The 16042-nt window shown below is 34.9% G+C and carries 15 protein-coding genes, 1 tRNA gene, 1 pseudogene and 1 riboswitch; of the genes and pseudogenes, 4 read left to right on the forward strand and 13 right to left on the reverse strand.

Annotated elements, in window-relative coordinates:
- Positions 1–330 precede the first annotated feature (330 nt).
- A complete protein-coding gene (gene brnQ / locus EKM77_RS09950; RefSeq protein ID WP_125593917.1) occupies positions 331–1740 on the forward strand; it encodes a branched-chain amino acid transport system II carrier protein in 1410 nt (469 codons plus the stop codon).
- 222 nt (positions 1741–1962) lie between these two features.
- Here the strand turns inward: brnQ and EKM77_RS09955 are convergent, their stop codons facing one another.
- The 10 genes from EKM77_RS09955 to EKM77_RS10000 all read right to left on the reverse strand — a co-directional run bounded on the left by EKM77_RS09955 (position 1963) and on the right by EKM77_RS10000 (position 9735).
- The gene (locus tag EKM77_RS09955) at positions 1963–2529 is read right to left on the reverse strand and encodes a TetR/AcrR family transcriptional regulator (protein WP_125593918.1); all 567 of its coding nucleotides are present in this window, start codon (positions 2527–2529) and stop codon (positions 1963–1965) included.
- A gap of 20 nt (positions 2530–2549) precedes the next feature.
- Positions 2550–4556 (reverse strand): cation:proton antiporter, encoded by a 2007-nt coding sequence (locus EKM77_RS09960; protein ID WP_125593919.1) that lies wholly within the window; start codon positions 4554–4556, stop codon positions 2550–2552.
- A gap of 122 nt (positions 4557–4678) precedes the next feature.
- Positions 4679–5320, reverse strand: a complete 642-nt coding sequence (gene thiE, locus EKM77_RS09965; protein ID WP_125593920.1) for a thiamine phosphate synthase — start codon at positions 5318–5320, stop codon at positions 4679–4681.
- Positions 5310–6137 (reverse strand): bifunctional hydroxymethylpyrimidine kinase/phosphomethylpyrimidine kinase, encoded by an 828-nt coding sequence (thiD, locus tag EKM77_RS09970; RefSeq protein WP_125593958.1) that lies wholly within the window; start codon positions 6135–6137, stop codon positions 5310–5312. The genes thiE and thiD overlap by 11 nt, the downstream gene beginning before the upstream one ends.
- Complete coding sequence (thiM, locus tag EKM77_RS09975) at positions 6130–6930, reverse strand: hydroxyethylthiazole kinase (RefSeq protein WP_164507770.1); 801 nt, start codon at positions 6928–6930, stop codon at positions 6130–6132. The genes thiD and thiM overlap by 8 nt, the downstream gene beginning before the upstream one ends.
- Before the next feature lie 75 nt (positions 6931–7005).
- A riboswitch (TPP riboswitch) is annotated at positions 7006–7107 on the reverse strand.
- A 28-nt stretch (positions 7108–7135) separates the two neighbouring features.
- Positions 7136–7513, reverse strand: a complete 378-nt coding sequence (gene mscL / locus EKM77_RS09980; RefSeq protein WP_125593922.1) for a large-conductance mechanosensitive channel protein MscL — start codon at positions 7511–7513, stop codon at positions 7136–7138.
- A gap of 15 nt (positions 7514–7528) precedes the next feature.
- Entirely contained in the window at positions 7529–7909 is a 381-nt protein-coding gene (locus EKM77_RS09985) for a DUF805 domain-containing protein (protein WP_125593923.1), read from the reverse strand.
- A gap of 72 nt (positions 7910–7981) precedes the next feature.
- Positions 7982–8530 carry an O-acetyl-ADP-ribose deacetylase gene (locus EKM77_RS09990; protein WP_125593924.1) on the reverse strand — a complete coding sequence of 183 codons (549 nt, stop codon included), beginning with the start codon at positions 8528–8530 and terminating at the stop codon, positions 7982–7984.
- A 77-nt stretch (positions 8531–8607) separates the two neighbouring features.
- Positions 8608–9519 carry a peptidoglycan recognition protein family protein gene (locus tag EKM77_RS09995; protein ID WP_125593925.1) on the reverse strand — a complete coding sequence of 304 codons (912 nt, stop codon included), beginning with the start codon at positions 9517–9519 and terminating at the stop codon, positions 8608–8610.
- A 132-nt stretch (positions 9520–9651) separates the two neighbouring features.
- Positions 9652–9735, reverse strand: a tRNA-Leu gene (locus EKM77_RS10000).
- A 70-nt stretch (positions 9736–9805) separates the two neighbouring features.
- Between EKM77_RS10000 and EKM77_RS10005 the strand changes: the two genes are divergently transcribed.
- Both EKM77_RS10005 and EKM77_RS10010 read left to right on the forward strand, forming a co-directional pair.
- On the forward strand, positions 9806–10645 hold the full coding sequence (locus EKM77_RS10005; RefSeq protein ID WP_125593926.1) for an NAD(P)H-hydrate dehydratase: 840 nt from the start codon (positions 9806–9808) through the stop codon (positions 10643–10645).
- A 20-nt stretch (positions 10646–10665) separates the two neighbouring features.
- Entirely contained in the window at positions 10666–11520 is an 855-nt protein-coding gene (locus EKM77_RS10010) for an alpha/beta hydrolase (protein WP_125593927.1), read from the forward strand.
- Positions 11521–11577: 57 nt separating this feature from the next.
- Here EKM77_RS10010 and EKM77_RS11095 read toward each other — a convergent pair.
- The 3 genes and pseudogenes from EKM77_RS11095 to EKM77_RS10030 form a co-directional block, all read right to left on the reverse strand.
- A pseudogene (locus tag EKM77_RS11095) lies at positions 11578–11961 on the reverse strand (iron-sulfur cluster biosynthesis family protein).
- Positions 11962–11976: 15 nt separating this feature from the next.
- Positions 11977–12342: an iron-sulfur cluster biosynthesis family protein gene (locus EKM77_RS10025; RefSeq protein ID WP_125593930.1), complete on the reverse strand. Its 366-nt coding sequence runs from the start codon at positions 12340–12342 to the stop codon at positions 11977–11979.
- A gap of 311 nt (positions 12343–12653) precedes the next feature.
- A complete protein-coding gene (locus EKM77_RS10030) occupies positions 12654–14249 on the reverse strand; it encodes a putative polysaccharide biosynthesis protein (protein ID WP_125593959.1) in 1596 nt (531 codons plus the stop codon).
- A 239-nt stretch (positions 14250–14488) separates the two neighbouring features.
- On the opposite strand from EKM77_RS10030, the gene EKM77_RS10035 reads away from it, so the two are divergent.
- A complete protein-coding gene (locus EKM77_RS10035) occupies positions 14489–15820 on the forward strand; it encodes a replication-associated recombination protein A (RefSeq protein ID WP_125593931.1) in 1332 nt (443 codons plus the stop codon).
- Positions 15821–16042: the final 222 nt, after the last annotated feature.

Consider the following 16042-nt stretch of genomic DNA (forward strand, 5'->3'; position numbering starts at 1 on the left):
TTGAGGAAAAAAGTAGAAATCTCAATTACGCCCAGTGAGTCACGTTAAGTGAGAAGTGACCGTTAAGAGAATTTTGAAAATCATTTCCGAGTTCGGTGTCGATAATGTAGAACATCGTGGTTGCCACCAATATCTGGCTAGCGGATAATTTGTCCGTTATTAAAGTGAGTAATTTTTGATTACTCAAAAAAGGTGGTACCGTTCTATTTGAGCCCTTTTCCTTAGTTGGAAGAGGGCTCTTTTTTTATCAATTAAAAGAGGTGGTTAGTTTGGAATCTGACATTAGTGGCATTATACAGATTAAGTTTTATAACATTTGGAGGGTTTGTTATGCAAAACAATTTATTAGAAAAGAAATCAAAAAAGAGTAAGTTTTTTCAACTATTAGTAGTCAGTTCTTTGATCTTTGGAATGTTCTTTGGATCTGGTAATCTAATTTTTCCAGTTCATTTAGGCCAAATGGCAGGTAATAACTGGTTTTCAGCTGCTGTTGGCTTTGCTGTATCAGGTTCACTATTTCCATTGTTGGCAATTTTGGCAGTCGTAGTTACTAAAAGTGATGGTCTTTACGATCTTGCTAAACCAGTCGGACGTCATTATGCAGCTTTGTTCTTAGTCTTAGTTCATTTAACAATCGGACCATTCTTCGGTACTCCACGTACAGCTGCAACTGCATATGAAATGGCCGTCAAACCATTTCTACCAGCTCAATTTGATCGAGTTAGCATGTTGATCTTTACCGCTTTATTCTTTGGAGTTGCTTACCTATTAACTGTTCATCAAAGTCGCCTTCTCAAATATGTTGGCAAATATTTAAATACAATTTTCTTGGTATTATTAGCTATCGTCTTTTTAGTCGCATTTTTAAATCCCATGGGTGGATTAAATCACATGCCAACTACCGCTTATCAAACAACTTCAACTGTAAGTGGTATGTTGGAAGGCTACAACACCGTTGATGCCGTAGCCTTATTAGCATTAAGTGTTACATTTGTTCACGCCGTTAGAGGCCTTGGTTATCGTGATAAAGAGTTATCCAAAGTAACTGCTAAAGCCGGTACTTTAAGTATCGTATTAGAAGTTTTGATCTATTTAGGCTTAGTTTTATTAGGTGCTTTTAGTTTAAATAAAATGAAATTATCTGCTAATGGTGGGGATGCACTATCCTCAATCGTTGATTTATATTTTGGTAATTTTGGAGCCGCTTTACTTGGTGTATTAGTAACATTGGGGGTATTTACAACCGCAATGGGACTTGTCGCTTCATTTGCCCAAGACTTCCATAAATTGTTCCCTAAAGTCAGTTACTTAGCTTGGTTACGTGTAACATGTTTTGTCTCATTTGTCGTCGCAAACGCTGGATTAGACACTATCATCAGCTGGTCATTGCCTGTCTTGATGCTATTGTATCCTCTATCATTAGCTTTGATCTTAGTATCATTAACAGTTCATGCAAAACCATATGCCGGTGTAGTTTACAAGATGACGATCGCCTTCACAGTAGTACCAGCCATCTTAGATATGTTAAATTCATCCCCAGCAGTTGTTACAAACTTAACTGCCGTTAAATATCTATTAAACGTTTATCACCAATACATTCCTTTCGCCAGTTTAGGACTAGGTTGGGTAACACCTACCTTATTAGGTTTTGTAGTCGGATTAGTTATTTCCAAAATGGGATTATTTGTAACTAACAACAAACCAGTAACACAAGAGTCAAATAAAGTTTCTAATTATTAAAATTATTTTATTGTTTAAAAAAGCGAGAAACACCTGTGGCAGGAAGATCCTGTGTTAGGTATTTCTCGCTTTTTATGTTTTATATCCTCTATAAATGAAGTCGCTTACAGCACAGAACGTATTTTTAGATTCACAAAGTGAAGCTAAAAATCGAGTTTGAAGACCAAGGCTTCAAACGTTTCTCACAGCAGGCCGTCCTCATTTTCAACCGGAGACAAAAACTTATTTAAGTATAACCCCCAGAATCCCTTCGATCATATCATTCATCAATTGATAATAATCATTTGTTTCAATCTCACTCTGATGAAAATCTACTATTATTAAAGCATCAAACAAACTAATTATCCGGTCACGATCCATATTATCTTTAACCATATCTTCACCGATCCAACGATCAATTAGTTTCATCAAAGTTGAATAGATCAAACTGTCTTGAACTGCCGTCTCATTTTTAGCCGCAATAATTTTATTTAATTTTTTATTTGAGAACCATTCTTTCAAAATGGCGTTATTACTAGATAATTTAAAGATTTGATCAATAATTTCATGAATTAATTTAACAGGCTCACCATCAAGATCAACTTTTTCCAAAATCTGTTGCTTGATATCTTCATTCTCGCGATTATAAACCTGAACAAAAACATCCTCTTTTGAGTTGAAATATAGATAAAAAGATCCCACTGCTACATCTGCTAATCCAGCAATATCAGAGATCCCAGTCGCCTTAAAACCTCGCTCTAAAAATAAAACATGTGCCGCATCAAATAATCTTTTCTTTTTGTCATCCATTTAAATCACCACCTGTTTAGTTAGTCAGAGAAGGTTTGAAAACATACCAATTGATCGGTAGATATTTGCTGATACATTTCATTTCCAACTTCACGACTATATTTGTTTGAAGCAACTTGTGTCTGAATGAAATTATGTTCATGTTGAAATGCTTGAATTAAAATTTCATTTTGAGAATCTTCCATTGCACGTGTCCCTGATAAACGTCTGTGAGTTTGATCGTAAGCACGTCGAACGATACCTATTTCTATCTCATTTTCATCAGTCATCTGATCAGTCAAATATTTTATAACAGCCTTATAGGGAGTTACTTCGATCTCTTTCATTCTATTCCAAATCTGACGGTTTTGTCGAATCGCCTCATCACGAGTACGTCCTCGATAATCACGTTTTACTCTTCTAATATCTTGACGACGTTTGCGAGCTTTTTTATTTAATGATATTTTTGCCAAAAATACAAACTTGATCATTAAAATAGCTTGTTTACGAAATCCTCTTTGATTATGAATCAGGATCTGTCTGGCAACATTCATATACATATTAGACTCTTGTATCGTTATTTCACCGTTAGAAAGCATCTTATCAACTATATCTTTCTCAATTTCAAAAGTTTGGGCAAATAAATATTCTAATTTCCCTCTATTGGGACGTCCTTCATATGTTCTCTGGCCTTCCAATATTCTAATAACTTCACCACATTCAGCTGAATCATTAAAATCTCTTTGAACCATTTGCACAGCACTTCGAACCATTTCCGATTTAGCTTTGGATAATTCATTTTCAGTAATTGCTGGAACTTTTTTAGGCAACATAAACGGCAATACTAAAGTTGGAACGATCAAACTAGTTAAAATAACTACGGAAGCTATAAAAATTATATCAACTCGATACGTAAAAGCGTGTCCAGATAAGGTTAATGGTAAAGAAAACGCCATTGCTAAAGTGATGGTTCCATGTACACCACTTAATGCCATCACCAAACTATTCATAATTTTATCATGTGAACTCCAAGCTCGTATCTCGGCAAAGCCAAGTTGTGTCCATAGAAATCTCATAATCGTCATGATGAGATATAAAAGAATTCCCAGACCGATCAAAATAGCGACCGAACTCGTATCACGCTCATGTAAATGTCCTATTACACCAGGCAATGAAGCTCCTAAAAGAACAAAGACGATCCCATTTAATATGCTAGAAATGATCGACCAAGTTGTACTCATCACAATTTGTAATCTAGATGTAGTTAACCGCAATCGATCTTGTTGCATCCCGTGAATAAGACCCGTTGCTACAACCGCAAGAATACCTGACACTCCAATCATTTCAGCAAATAAATAAACGATAAAGGGTGTTAATAAAGTAAATGGGACAATTACTGAAGGTGTATCAACACGCATGTTGATCAACATAATTCTAATGGCAACGATAACGTACCCGAGAACTAGGCCTAACAATATTCCACCAACAAATACATATAAGAAACTACTAATCCCACTAGTTATAGAGAATTTGCCAGTAACTAAGGTAGCAATTGCTAAATTAAATGCCACGATACCTGAAGCATCATTAAATAATGATTCGTTTTCTAAAGTATTCATGGCATCAGTCGGTACCAAAACTTTGCTAGTTATTGAAGAAACCGCCACAGCGTCTGTTGGAGTAATAATAGCTCCTAGTGCCAAGGCCAAAGGCAATGAAAATTGTGGTATTAAATTATGCGTTACAACCCCGACAACTAATATTGTCAAAATTGCCAGAACAACTGATAGTGACAAAGTTGTTCCCATTTGATGCATCAGCTTACGAATGTTTGTATTCTGGCCATCATTAAACATTAAAATCGAAATAATTACTAACAAGAATATTTCCGGTTCAAATTCAAAATGTTTATATACTGGTAAAAATGACAAAATATATCCGCCAGCCATTTGTAAAAAAGCCACCGGTATTAAATCAAAACGAGCGTAGATAGCATTAGCACCAACAACGGCCGCGATTAATAACAAAACTAAAAAAACAGTTTCCATAGAAATTACCCTCCCTGGCAATTCTCAATCTTTTTAATTTTAACGCAACAAATTAATTTATTGCATAAAAAAAGTAGCAATTACCGACTTTTGTTTATAAGGCGATAATTACTACTTAATATTTAATCAAAAACATTTAAAACATCTTTAACACTGGCCTCAATATCATCTGATTGCGTGATCAGCGTAATAAATGCGGCCCCAACTGCACCATTGTCACGTAAGGATCGCAGGTTGGACTTTAAAATTCCTCCAATAGCGACGATCGGTACCTTGCTGGCATGAGACATATCATTTAATAGAGATAATCCCATTGGATCTACTGCATCAGGTTTAGAAGTTGTCGGAAAAATTGGTCCAGCACCTATATAATCAATTCTTTTAATTTTATTAGCTATTTTTATTTGATCTAAGGTTTGCGCTGATAAGCCTATCATCATATCTGGTGAAGTTTCAGCGATTACTTTTTTTATTTGTTCATCTTTTTGACCAACGTGAATTCCATCGGCACTTAACTTGTTAGCAAGCTCAACATCATCGTCAACTATAAAAGGGACTTTTTCAGAACGGCAAATATCACGTAGTCTTTCCCCTAACTCTAAACGTTCTTGTGAAGTTAAAGTCGAACTACCCTTATCTCGGAATTGAAAAGCCGTGATACCAGACTCAATACTTTTTTCTAATAATTTTTCAAAATCCTGCCCATCTAAATCTTGACTGCCACAGACAAAATAAGCTTTTAACATTTCAGAATTAAATTTCATTGTTATTTCCCCCGGCATTATAGGCCCAATGATTAAGCGGACCATGACCATGTCCAACTTGAATAGTATTCTTGATCGCAGCCTCAACAAAATCTTTCCCATACAAAATAGCAGATTTCATATCATCACCTAAAGCCAATCTTGAAACTATTGCCGAAGAAATGGTATCTCCCGTGCCATGAGTTCTGATCGTATCAACTCGTTTGCTCTTCATCCAAAAATGACTTTCATCATCTAACAAAACTAAATCATTTACTTCAAGAGATTCGCTATGTCCCCCTTTAATAAGAACATTTTTAGCACCCATTTCCTTTATCTTCTTTGCGGCTAACAACATATCATCTTTATTTTTTATTTCACAGTCCGCTAAACGTTCTGCTTCAGGGATATTCGGAGTTATCAATTCTGACAATTTTACAAGGTCATTTTTGATAGTATTGATTCCTTCGTCGGATAATAATTGTGCGCCACCTTTTGCAATCATAACTGGATCTAATACTAGTGGACCAAAATCATATTTTTTCAGATTATCAACGACGATCGAAACATGTTCAGCATCAGCTAACATCCCCGTCTTACAAGCTCTAATTTTAAAATCACCATTAATTGATGAAAACTGTTCATTGATCAATTTAGGATCTAATGCTTGAAAATCTTGAACTCCCAAGGTATTTTGGGCTGTCACTGCTACAATTACCGCTGTCGAAAAAGCACCGCATTCCTGCATTGTTTTCATATCTGCCATAATTCCGGCTCCACCGCCACTATCAGTTCCAGCAATCGTTAAAGTCTGTGGAAAACTATTTATTTCACTCATCATATTTTCCCCATCTCTTAATATCTTCGACATTTACTGTATACAGTTGATCCAATAATCTACTAGAAAAAGCCGAGGGACCAACATTTGGCGTCTCTTTCATGACTAATTCACCTGATAAGCTAAATACTAAGCAAGCCATTTTAGCCGCTTCATAATAATTACCATCTGAAACTGCCGCAAATACAGCAATGATCGATGATAACATATCACCTGTTCCGACCCTAACAGTAAACATATTACTTCCATTTGAAATATGACTGATTTTATCACTAGTTGCAATCGTATCTGTTGCACCGGTAACAACGACTACACATTGATATTTCTCAGCACAGTTTTTAGCTATTTCATCAATCGAATCAGTTTTATCCTCATCTATTGAGTCAATTCCCTTGGCAGACCATGAAATATCAACCAAACTAGCTATTTCTCCAGCATTTCCACGAATAATATCAGGAGTTTCTTTTTCACATAACTCTTTGATAAAAGATAATCTTTCCGGAACAGCGCCTATCCCAACTGGATCTAGGACTGACGGCTTACTATATTTTTTAGCCTGCTTTAAGAGTTCTAAACTAAGTTTATTTTGCTCTTGATTCAAAGTCCCAATATTAACGCAAACGGCATTTGCCATTTTGGTGATCGAAGCAATTTCTTTATCATAATTAGTCATTAGTGGCGATCCACCAATAGCGCTGATTCCGTTAGCTACATCACTTTGGGTAACCGAATTAGCAATATTTAAAATCATTGGATTAGCAGTCTTTACTTTTTTTAAAAGTTCAATTTCCATGTCGAATTCCTCCAGTGAATTATTAAAAAAAGCCACAATTCTCATCGTAGGATTAAGAATCATGACTAAATAAATGTCTTGATTATCGCACTTTCCTACGCAAGTATTAACTTACAGGTTCAAAGGGATCGGTTAGTTCCATCTCAGTTTCTTAAAGAAACACCCCTAGTGCTCATTCAATTTAATTTCAGTGTAACATAGCTTTCTACTTCTTATCTAAAGATTCGGAAATTTTCTTAAGATACTCGATCATTTCATCTTCCTTAGTCTTTTCTGATTCAGCCTCTTCTTCTCTTTTACTGATCACTTTGTTCATAATCTTAACTAAGAAAAAGACTACTAAGGCAATAATCAAGAAATTGATGATCGATTCAATAAAAGTACCGTACTTAAAAGTTGCATCCCCAACCGCAAAGGTTAAATTTGATAGATCAATTTTTCCCAAAAACAAACCGATCAACGGATTAACCAAATTACTTACTAAAGATTGAACAATCGCTGTAAATGCGGCCCCCATAATTACACCGACTGCCAAGTCCATTACATTTCCACGACTAATAAAATCTCTAAATTCTTTTAACATAAAAAGATCTCCTAACTAATTAATATCTGCTTGATTAATAGTCCAGCGACTAGGTCTTGATGCAGTTATCATCAAGATAAATAACCAGATGAAGCCAATTAATGGAACAAGTTCAATTAACATCCACCAATTGCTTTTATTAATATCATGCAATCGTCTGGCACGAACGGTAAAATTAGCTAGCCATAATAAAGCCGTAATAATAACAAAAGTGATCGAATTGATAGTTAAATGCATATTATAAGTTCCATTAACCACGTATTGGGCCTGATTTGTCAATTCATAATAAATTGCCAAAAGAAAATAATTCGCAATTGTAGGAATCCAATACTGGCTTCTCGTAGCCGTTGCATTAAAAACGGTCATTTTTTTCCAAAAATCAAAGTATTTTGACATATATTCTCCTCATATAACTTTATAAATAATATTATCCTTTTTAGTCGCAGATACGCAATAAATAACGATTCATCACTTTAAATTACTCAAATATTTATTATTACCAGAATAATTTTTGAGATAATTTGAATATGACTTATAAACGCGATCGTCAAAACAAGTCAGTAAAATTTCCATTCGATAATCAGAATTTTCAGTTAACCAATTGGCTGACGTATCTAATGCAACTTTGGCGGCTTCGTCAAAGGGATAACCATAGACACCAGTTGAAATTGCTGAAAAAGCTATCGTATGCAAGTTCTTCTTCTTTGCCAAACCTAAAGAATTTTTGTAACAATTGGTTAGATTAATTTCATCACTAGGACTACCTGAATAAACTGGTCCAACCGTATGAATAATATATTTAGCAGGTAAATTGTACCCTTTAGTAATTTTAGCTTCTCCTGTTTTGCAACCATGTAATGATCGGCATTCTTCTAATAACTTTGGCCCTTCAGCACGATGAATCGCACCATCAACACCACCGCCGCCTAAAAGAGTTCTATTAGCAGCATTTACGATACAATCACATTCAATTGTTGTAATATCAATTGTTTTAAACTCTAATTTACTTGTATGCATAAGTCAGACCCCCCCTTTTAATATAACATCTATCTATTTTTGACCACAAAAAAAGCGTGACCATTCACGCTTAATTTTTAAGAAAAACTTGTTACATAAGTATCTAAGACCCATTCGTTAGTTGATACACGATAGTAAGTATGACCATCAAAATCTTTTTGTTGATCATATTGCCATGGAGTATTGTTAGCTAGACCACGGTTTTGAACATCATTTTTGTTACCTGACTCGTCAAAAGATACTAATGGAACAAAGATCGCCTTGTCATTATTAACAGAAAGTACCGTAGCTTTGTTATCATCACCACTATTATTGGCATTTCCATAAAGAGTGCCTGAATCTTTGAGGTTATTATAGTAGTACGAGATCAAATCATTAAATTGATCCATATCATAGCCCCATTTGGCAAAGTAGCCATCAGGATCTGAATGATCTGTTTCTCTATACATATTACTTACTTGATGATGTGAGACAACAGTTTGACCAGGAATATCCGGTAAATTGTATTGAATCAATCGTTTAGCAATGTAAAAAGCATCATTTGATAATGAACGTGCGAAAGCATCATAATCATGGACCTCGCAAAGTTCAACTTGAATGAATTTATAGTTGGCAGTGTGTCCTGCTCCCCAAACACCGTAATCTGCACTATGGATGTTGATAATTTCGTTGTTATCTACAAAGGCATGGACATATGTTTGAAGACTAGGCCATTCCCGATTAAAATAAGCCACTTCATTTTCCGCTGTGGCATTGGCATCGGCTGTTTCATGAACAACTACACCTTCAGGCTTTCCCACCCCATTTTCATAGCCAAACCATTGATCAAAAGTACCTTCACGGTATTGTATCTCTGCTGGTTGAATCTTATTTCCTAAAATATAACTGTTAACAGTATCAGCTTTAACATTTGTTCCACCAAATGAGACGAACAAGATCCCAATTAGTACAGTTAAAATACTTGAAAACAGAATTTTCCCCTTTTTCATTATGCTCCCCCTATTTATTTTTCAATATCAGTTTAACAAAGCTGATACAGTCATAACATCAATATGTAATAAATGAAAAGAAAATGTAACAAAAAAAGCTTGGAACTTTGTCCCAAGCTTTAATCTATTCTATGCCTCCGACAAGAGTCGAACTTGCACATGGAAAACCATACAGCGACCTGAACACTGCGCGTCTGCCAATTCCGCCACGGAGGCAAAACCCAATACAATATTTCTTGTATTAAGATTACAATAATAAATGATACTACAAAAAGGAGAACTTGTAATGCAAAAAATTGATGAATCAATTCTTTCAGAAGTAATCCACAAAAGACCAGACATATCATATAAGGGAAATTACGGTCGTATTTTAATAATTGCTGGTTCAACTCACTTTGGAGGAGCGGCATTGATGTCAGCACGTGCAGCAGTCAACTCCGGAGCTGGACTAGTCACCGTTGCTACTGTTCCAGAAAAATTTACTGCAATTAATGTTGATATACCTGAAGCTATGACAATTGATTACAATAATCTTCAAGATTTAGATGAATCGATCCAAAAAAATAATGTAATTGTCATTGGACCAGGATTAGGTTCATCCGATTCTACTGTCAATTTAATAAAAACAGTTATTAAAAATATCAGTGATCAAATAATTATCATGGATGCTTCCGCATTAACAATGGTTTCAGAGAAAAAAATCGATTTAAATGCCATTAAAAATTTAATTTTGACTCCACATCAAGGCGAATGGCAGCGTTTATCAGGCTTAAAAATCCCCGATCAGACGTCAAAAAATAATCTTAAAAAAATAAACTCATTAGCACCGAACAGTTTATTAATTGTTAAAAAACATCTCTCAGAAATTTACTATCAAAATAATGTTTATCAACTGCTCAATGGAAACCCTGGTATGGCAACCGGAGGCATGGGGGATACACTAACTGGGATCATTGCGGCTTTTGTTGGACAATTTGGTTTTTCTTTAAAAGTTGTAAGCGCTGCATTGTACTTGCATAGCCATATTGCTGATAAAATTTATCAAAAAGATTATGTTGTTTTACCAACAAAGTTAGCTAGTAAAATACCTCAAACTATGCAAAAATTTGCATGTAGCAAAAAATAATATTATTAGGAGTCGGGGCAATGAAAAAAGAAATCGAAATTCCCATAACACGTGACGGACTTTGGCTTGATAGTGACATCACTTATGCACAAGTACCTGGTTGGTTAGGCAACTCTACTCGTGATTTGAAGTTATCTGTCATTCGCCACTTTCCTACTAACGACGAAAACACTAAATATCCAGTTATCTTCTGGTTTGCTGGTGGCGGCTGGATGGATGTGGATCATAATATTCATCTGCCTAATTTAGTTGATCTTGCTCGCAAGGGTTACGTTATCGTTAGTGTTGAATATCGTGACAGCAATAAAATTAATTTCCCTGGTCAATTGAATGATGCTAAGGCAGCAATTCGCTATATGCGAAAAAATGCTAACAAATTTCAAATTGATCCAGAAAAATTTGTGGCAATGGGTGAATCAGCCGGTGGACATTTAGCAAGTATGTTGGGTGTTACAAACGATATTGATAAATTTGATGTTGGCGACAATTTGGAATTCATGAGTGACGTTCAACTATCTATCCCATTATATGGTGTAGTTGATCCACTTACTGCTAAACAAGGCAGTTTAAGTAATGACTTTGACTTTGTTTATCGTAATCTGCTTGGTGCTGAACCTGAAGATAACGCTGAATTAGATGCAGCTGCCAATCCTCTAACATATATTAATGATAAAACTGTTCCATTTCTAATTTTCCATGGTGATCAAGATGTAGTTGTTCCAATTGAAGATGGTGAGAAACTTTATGACACTTTGATTGAAAATAATGCTAAAGCCGACTTTTACAAAATAAACGGTGCGGGTCATATGGACATTCGCTATTGGCAACCTGAAATCGTTGATATTATCAGTGACTTCTTAGATAAATACTTATAATAGACATGAAAAAAGGCCGAACTATCCAAAAATGGATTGATCGGTCTTTTTTAATACCTAACACTCACCCGAATTGGTTGATTTAACAGCAACTTTATCCCAGTCGATAATATTAACTGAACTATCGATCAATTCACGAGCATTTTTAAACACAATTAATTGTGTCTTAGGATTTACTTCTAATTTCATATCTTTTTGAACATAATCTTTCGCAAAATCTTTAAAATAAATCGGTCCAATATCACTTTCCAAAGTGATTCCGTAATCAGATTTAGGTGCATCTTTATCAATAGCAATAAATCTGAAACTCGTTACTAGAGCTCAATTACCCTCTGCAGAATATGGTCCTAAACCATTATCAAGATCTAATAACATAACCTTGCCTGCTTTAACGTATGGTTCTAGTCTGTTCTTGACCTCATTTGTCATTTCAATCTTCATTAATGTACCAACTTTCTATGAATGAGACTTTACAACGTCATAATCAATAATATTTACACTATTATCAATAATTTCATTGGCATTCTTAAAGATTAACAATTGTGTTTTGGGATTTACATCCAACTTAAGACTATTGTCGATAAATTCTTCAGCACTTTGTTTGTAATAAATATCGCCGATATCACTATTCAAGATTATCGAATAATCAGATAGATCCTCATTAGCGCTTACTACAATAATTCTAAACTTAGTTATTAAAGCACAATCACCTTCACCTGAAAAACGTCCCAATCCATCATCAAGATCTAAGATGATTTTCTTACCTGCATCAACATATGGTTGTAATTTATTTTTGGCATCATTTGTAATTTCAATTTTCATTATATATGCACCCCTTTGTCACAATTTATATTCCTACAAACAAAATGAATATATTCAATATATTCTAGGAATATATTACGAATTCATTATACAAAACCCCGTTCAAAATGTATCTTAACTTGCTCATAGATTTTTCCGCTTAAAACAACAAGCCCAGTAATCCAATCGGATTACTAGGCTTGTATGGTTTAATGCTCGAAAGCTGAACATGTTGTTTTTATTTAAAACGCGTGCCATAAGGCAGAGACCTCCGCTTATCTACGAATATGCTCAGTCTCTAACCGCCTTATGTTACGCTCTACTGTATCACACTATTTAATTTTAACTAATCTTCTAATTCGTTCAACTCTTGATCCAAGGATCTTATCTGCAAGTTTAGTTTTTAACACTAGATATCCATAAATAGCTGAACCAACCAATGCTTCAATTACTAAAATAACTACACTAACAATACGATCTGAATTACCAATAAATTTAAACGCCACACTGTTAATAAAGAAAATAGCGATGAACATTACTAGTGAGAATACAATGATCCCACTAATTCGTCTGGAGATTCGATTTGGATCGAATGGATATAATTTATGAAGTTTACGCATCATTAGGAAACAAGTAACTCCCATACCGATGCTTGTGGCAACTAAGGGGCCAAATTCGTGAAAGAATCCAATCATAGGAACTTGGACGGCTACCTTTACTATCAGGCCGACAATGAAGTATTGAATTGCTAATCGATTACAATATAGTGCCTGTAAAACTGTCGACAAAACTGTAAACATCCCCATTAAAATAGAGATAATTGACGAGAATTGCAACATCCAAATACCTAATTGATCATATCGATAAAAAGTTGTCCAAAGTGGCTGCGAAACAGCATACATTCCTAATGCTGCTGGGATCATAATGAAAAAGAATAGTTCCAAAGTATTTGAGATCTGATCCTCAATATCTTTTTTAACTCCTTTTGAAAATAACCCTGAAAGAATTGGAATTGCTGTTGCCGACATGGCTGTTGCCAACGAAACAATGATCATGATCAGCTTATTTGCCTGAAAACCAAACAATGAGTAGTAATTATCAAGTTGAGCATTAGTAGCTTTAACAAACATTCTCATGATTTGATTAAAAGTAGATTGATCAAACAAATTAAACAGCGTTATTCCTGAACCTAGAATGATAAAAGGAATTGCCTGCTCAAAAATTTCTTTAGTAAAGTTTTTATTTAATTTTTCAGGAGCTTTACCATTTCTTGATAAGGCTCGTAATTTAGGCAGTTTCTTAGCAAAAGCAAGTAATAGAATGGCAATTGCCACAACCGCACCTATAAATGCCGCAAAAGTTGATTGGACAACAGCAGAAATATAATTTCCACCCTGAACTTTCATAATAAGATACGTTGCCAATAACATATAAATAACACGTGCAATTTGTTCAACAAATTGTGATATAGCAGATGGTGCCATATCGGAGTATCCTTGCATGTACCCTCTTAGAATACTCAAAATTGGAATGATTAAAACCGCGATTGCTAATGATTGAATAACAGGAATACTTCTAGGATCACCGTCCGCAAAAATTGCCGCCATAAACGAAGATCCAAAATACATCAGTGCTCCAAAAAGAAGTCCCATGAAGATCATTATCTTTAGGCCTTGCTTAAACAGCTTATTTCCTGTCGAATACTCATCCAAAGCATTATAATGTGATATCTGTTTAGAAATTGCCCCTGGAATACCGGCCGTTGAGATAATTATAAAAAGACTATAAATATTATAACCTTTAGCGTAAAGCGCATTGGCTGCGGGATAAGATGAACCCATCCAAGCCATCCAAGGAATAATATAAACAGCACCTAAAATACGTGAAAAAATACTACCAGCGGTCATCCAAGCCGACCCCTTGAGCATAGTATCTTGAGAAGATGACTCAGGATTAATAACTGGTATAACTTCATCACTATTCTGGTTGTTATTTTCGTTCAAGTTTTGCACCACCTTAAAAACATCTCTTCAATTATAGCAAAGTTCTAATCTCGGAAACTTTAAAATACTCTTAAATTTTACAAAATGCAAGGGTACTCAAATTTTGTCATTATTAAATTAGCTATATAATATATTTATGAAACTCCAAAAGGAGGCAACATATTTTGGAACAAGAATCGCTTTTCTCAAATAATGCCACGGATAATGCTAACAATTCCCCTTTAGCCAATCGAGTTCGTCCAAACAGTCTCGATGAATTTGTCGGTCAAGAACACTTATTAGATAAAGGAAAAATCTTACGTGAAATAATCGATGCTGATCAATTACCTTCTATTATACTTTGGGGGCCACCGGGCGTTGGTAAAACAACATTAGCCCATATCATTGCCGAAAAGACTAAATCTAATTTCATTACTTTTAGTGCTGTGACTAGTGGTATAAAAGATATTAGGAAAATAATGGAAGAAGCTGAAATGAATCGTGAAATCGGGCAAAAAACGATTGTCTTTATCGACGAAATTCATCGATTCAATAAAGCTCAACAAGATGCCTTTCTGCCATTTGTAGAAAAAGGCAGCATAACTCTAATCGGAGCTACAACTGAAAATCCATCATTTGAAATCAATTCTGCCCTTTTATCAAGATGCAAAGTTTTTATCCTAAAGGAATTGACTAAAGAAAACTTAGTTCAATTGTTGAATAATACTCTCCAAAATAAACATGCTTTCCCTAAATTACAAATACATATCGATCAACAATCAATTGATATTATTGCTGAATTTGCTAATGGTGATGCTAGAATTGCCCTGAATACACTGGAAATGGCTATTTTAAATGGTGACAGAGACAAGGATGTCATTACGATCAACCAAAAAACACTAAGTCAGACTATTACAACTAAATCACTACGTTACGATAAACACGGCGAGGAACACTACAACATCATTTCCGCTCTACATAAATCGATGCGTAATAGTGATGTCGATGCGGCTATCTATTGGCTAAACAGAATGCTCGACGGCGGTGAAGATCCAATATATATCGCTAGAAGATTAGTAAGATTTGCTAGTGAAGATATTGGTCTGGCCGACACACATGCACTATCAGTTACTATTGACGTTTTTCAAGCTTGTCAATTCATCGGTATGCCAGAGTGTGATGTGCATTTAACTGAAGCTGTCATTTATTTGTCTTTGGCACCGAAATCTAATGCGGTTTATGTAGCCAAAAGTAAGGCGAAACATGACATTAAAGAATATGGCAACTTACCTGTTCCATTACAGATTCGAAATGCACCAACCAAATTAATGAAAGATGCTGGTTATGGTAAAAATTATCAATACGCTCATGATGAAAAAGATAAACTAACGGATATGCAAACTGCTCCGCCTGAAATAAAGGGACATCAATATTATCTTCCAACTGAACAAGGTAAAGAGATCCGTTTTAAACAACGTTTGGCTTACATTAAAGAATGGCATAATAAGCATAAATAATTTCTTATTGTTTTTGACCTTAAACACGTGAATATACACAGCTTCCTCCGTTTAACTTACCTTTATCTTAAATTGCAATTCATTTTTCTATCTTTATTTCCTCTGACTGCTGCTTAAACGCGTGAATATACACAGCTTCCTCCGTTTAACTACAAAAAGAGCCGCATTTACTTTGTAAATACGACTCTTTTTTACGTTATACTCAGAAGCTAAACGTGTATA

The organism is Companilactobacillus baiquanensis, assembly GCF_003946605.1.
Taxonomy (GTDB): Bacteria; Bacillota; Bacilli; order Lactobacillales; family Lactobacillaceae; genus Companilactobacillus; species Companilactobacillus baiquanensis.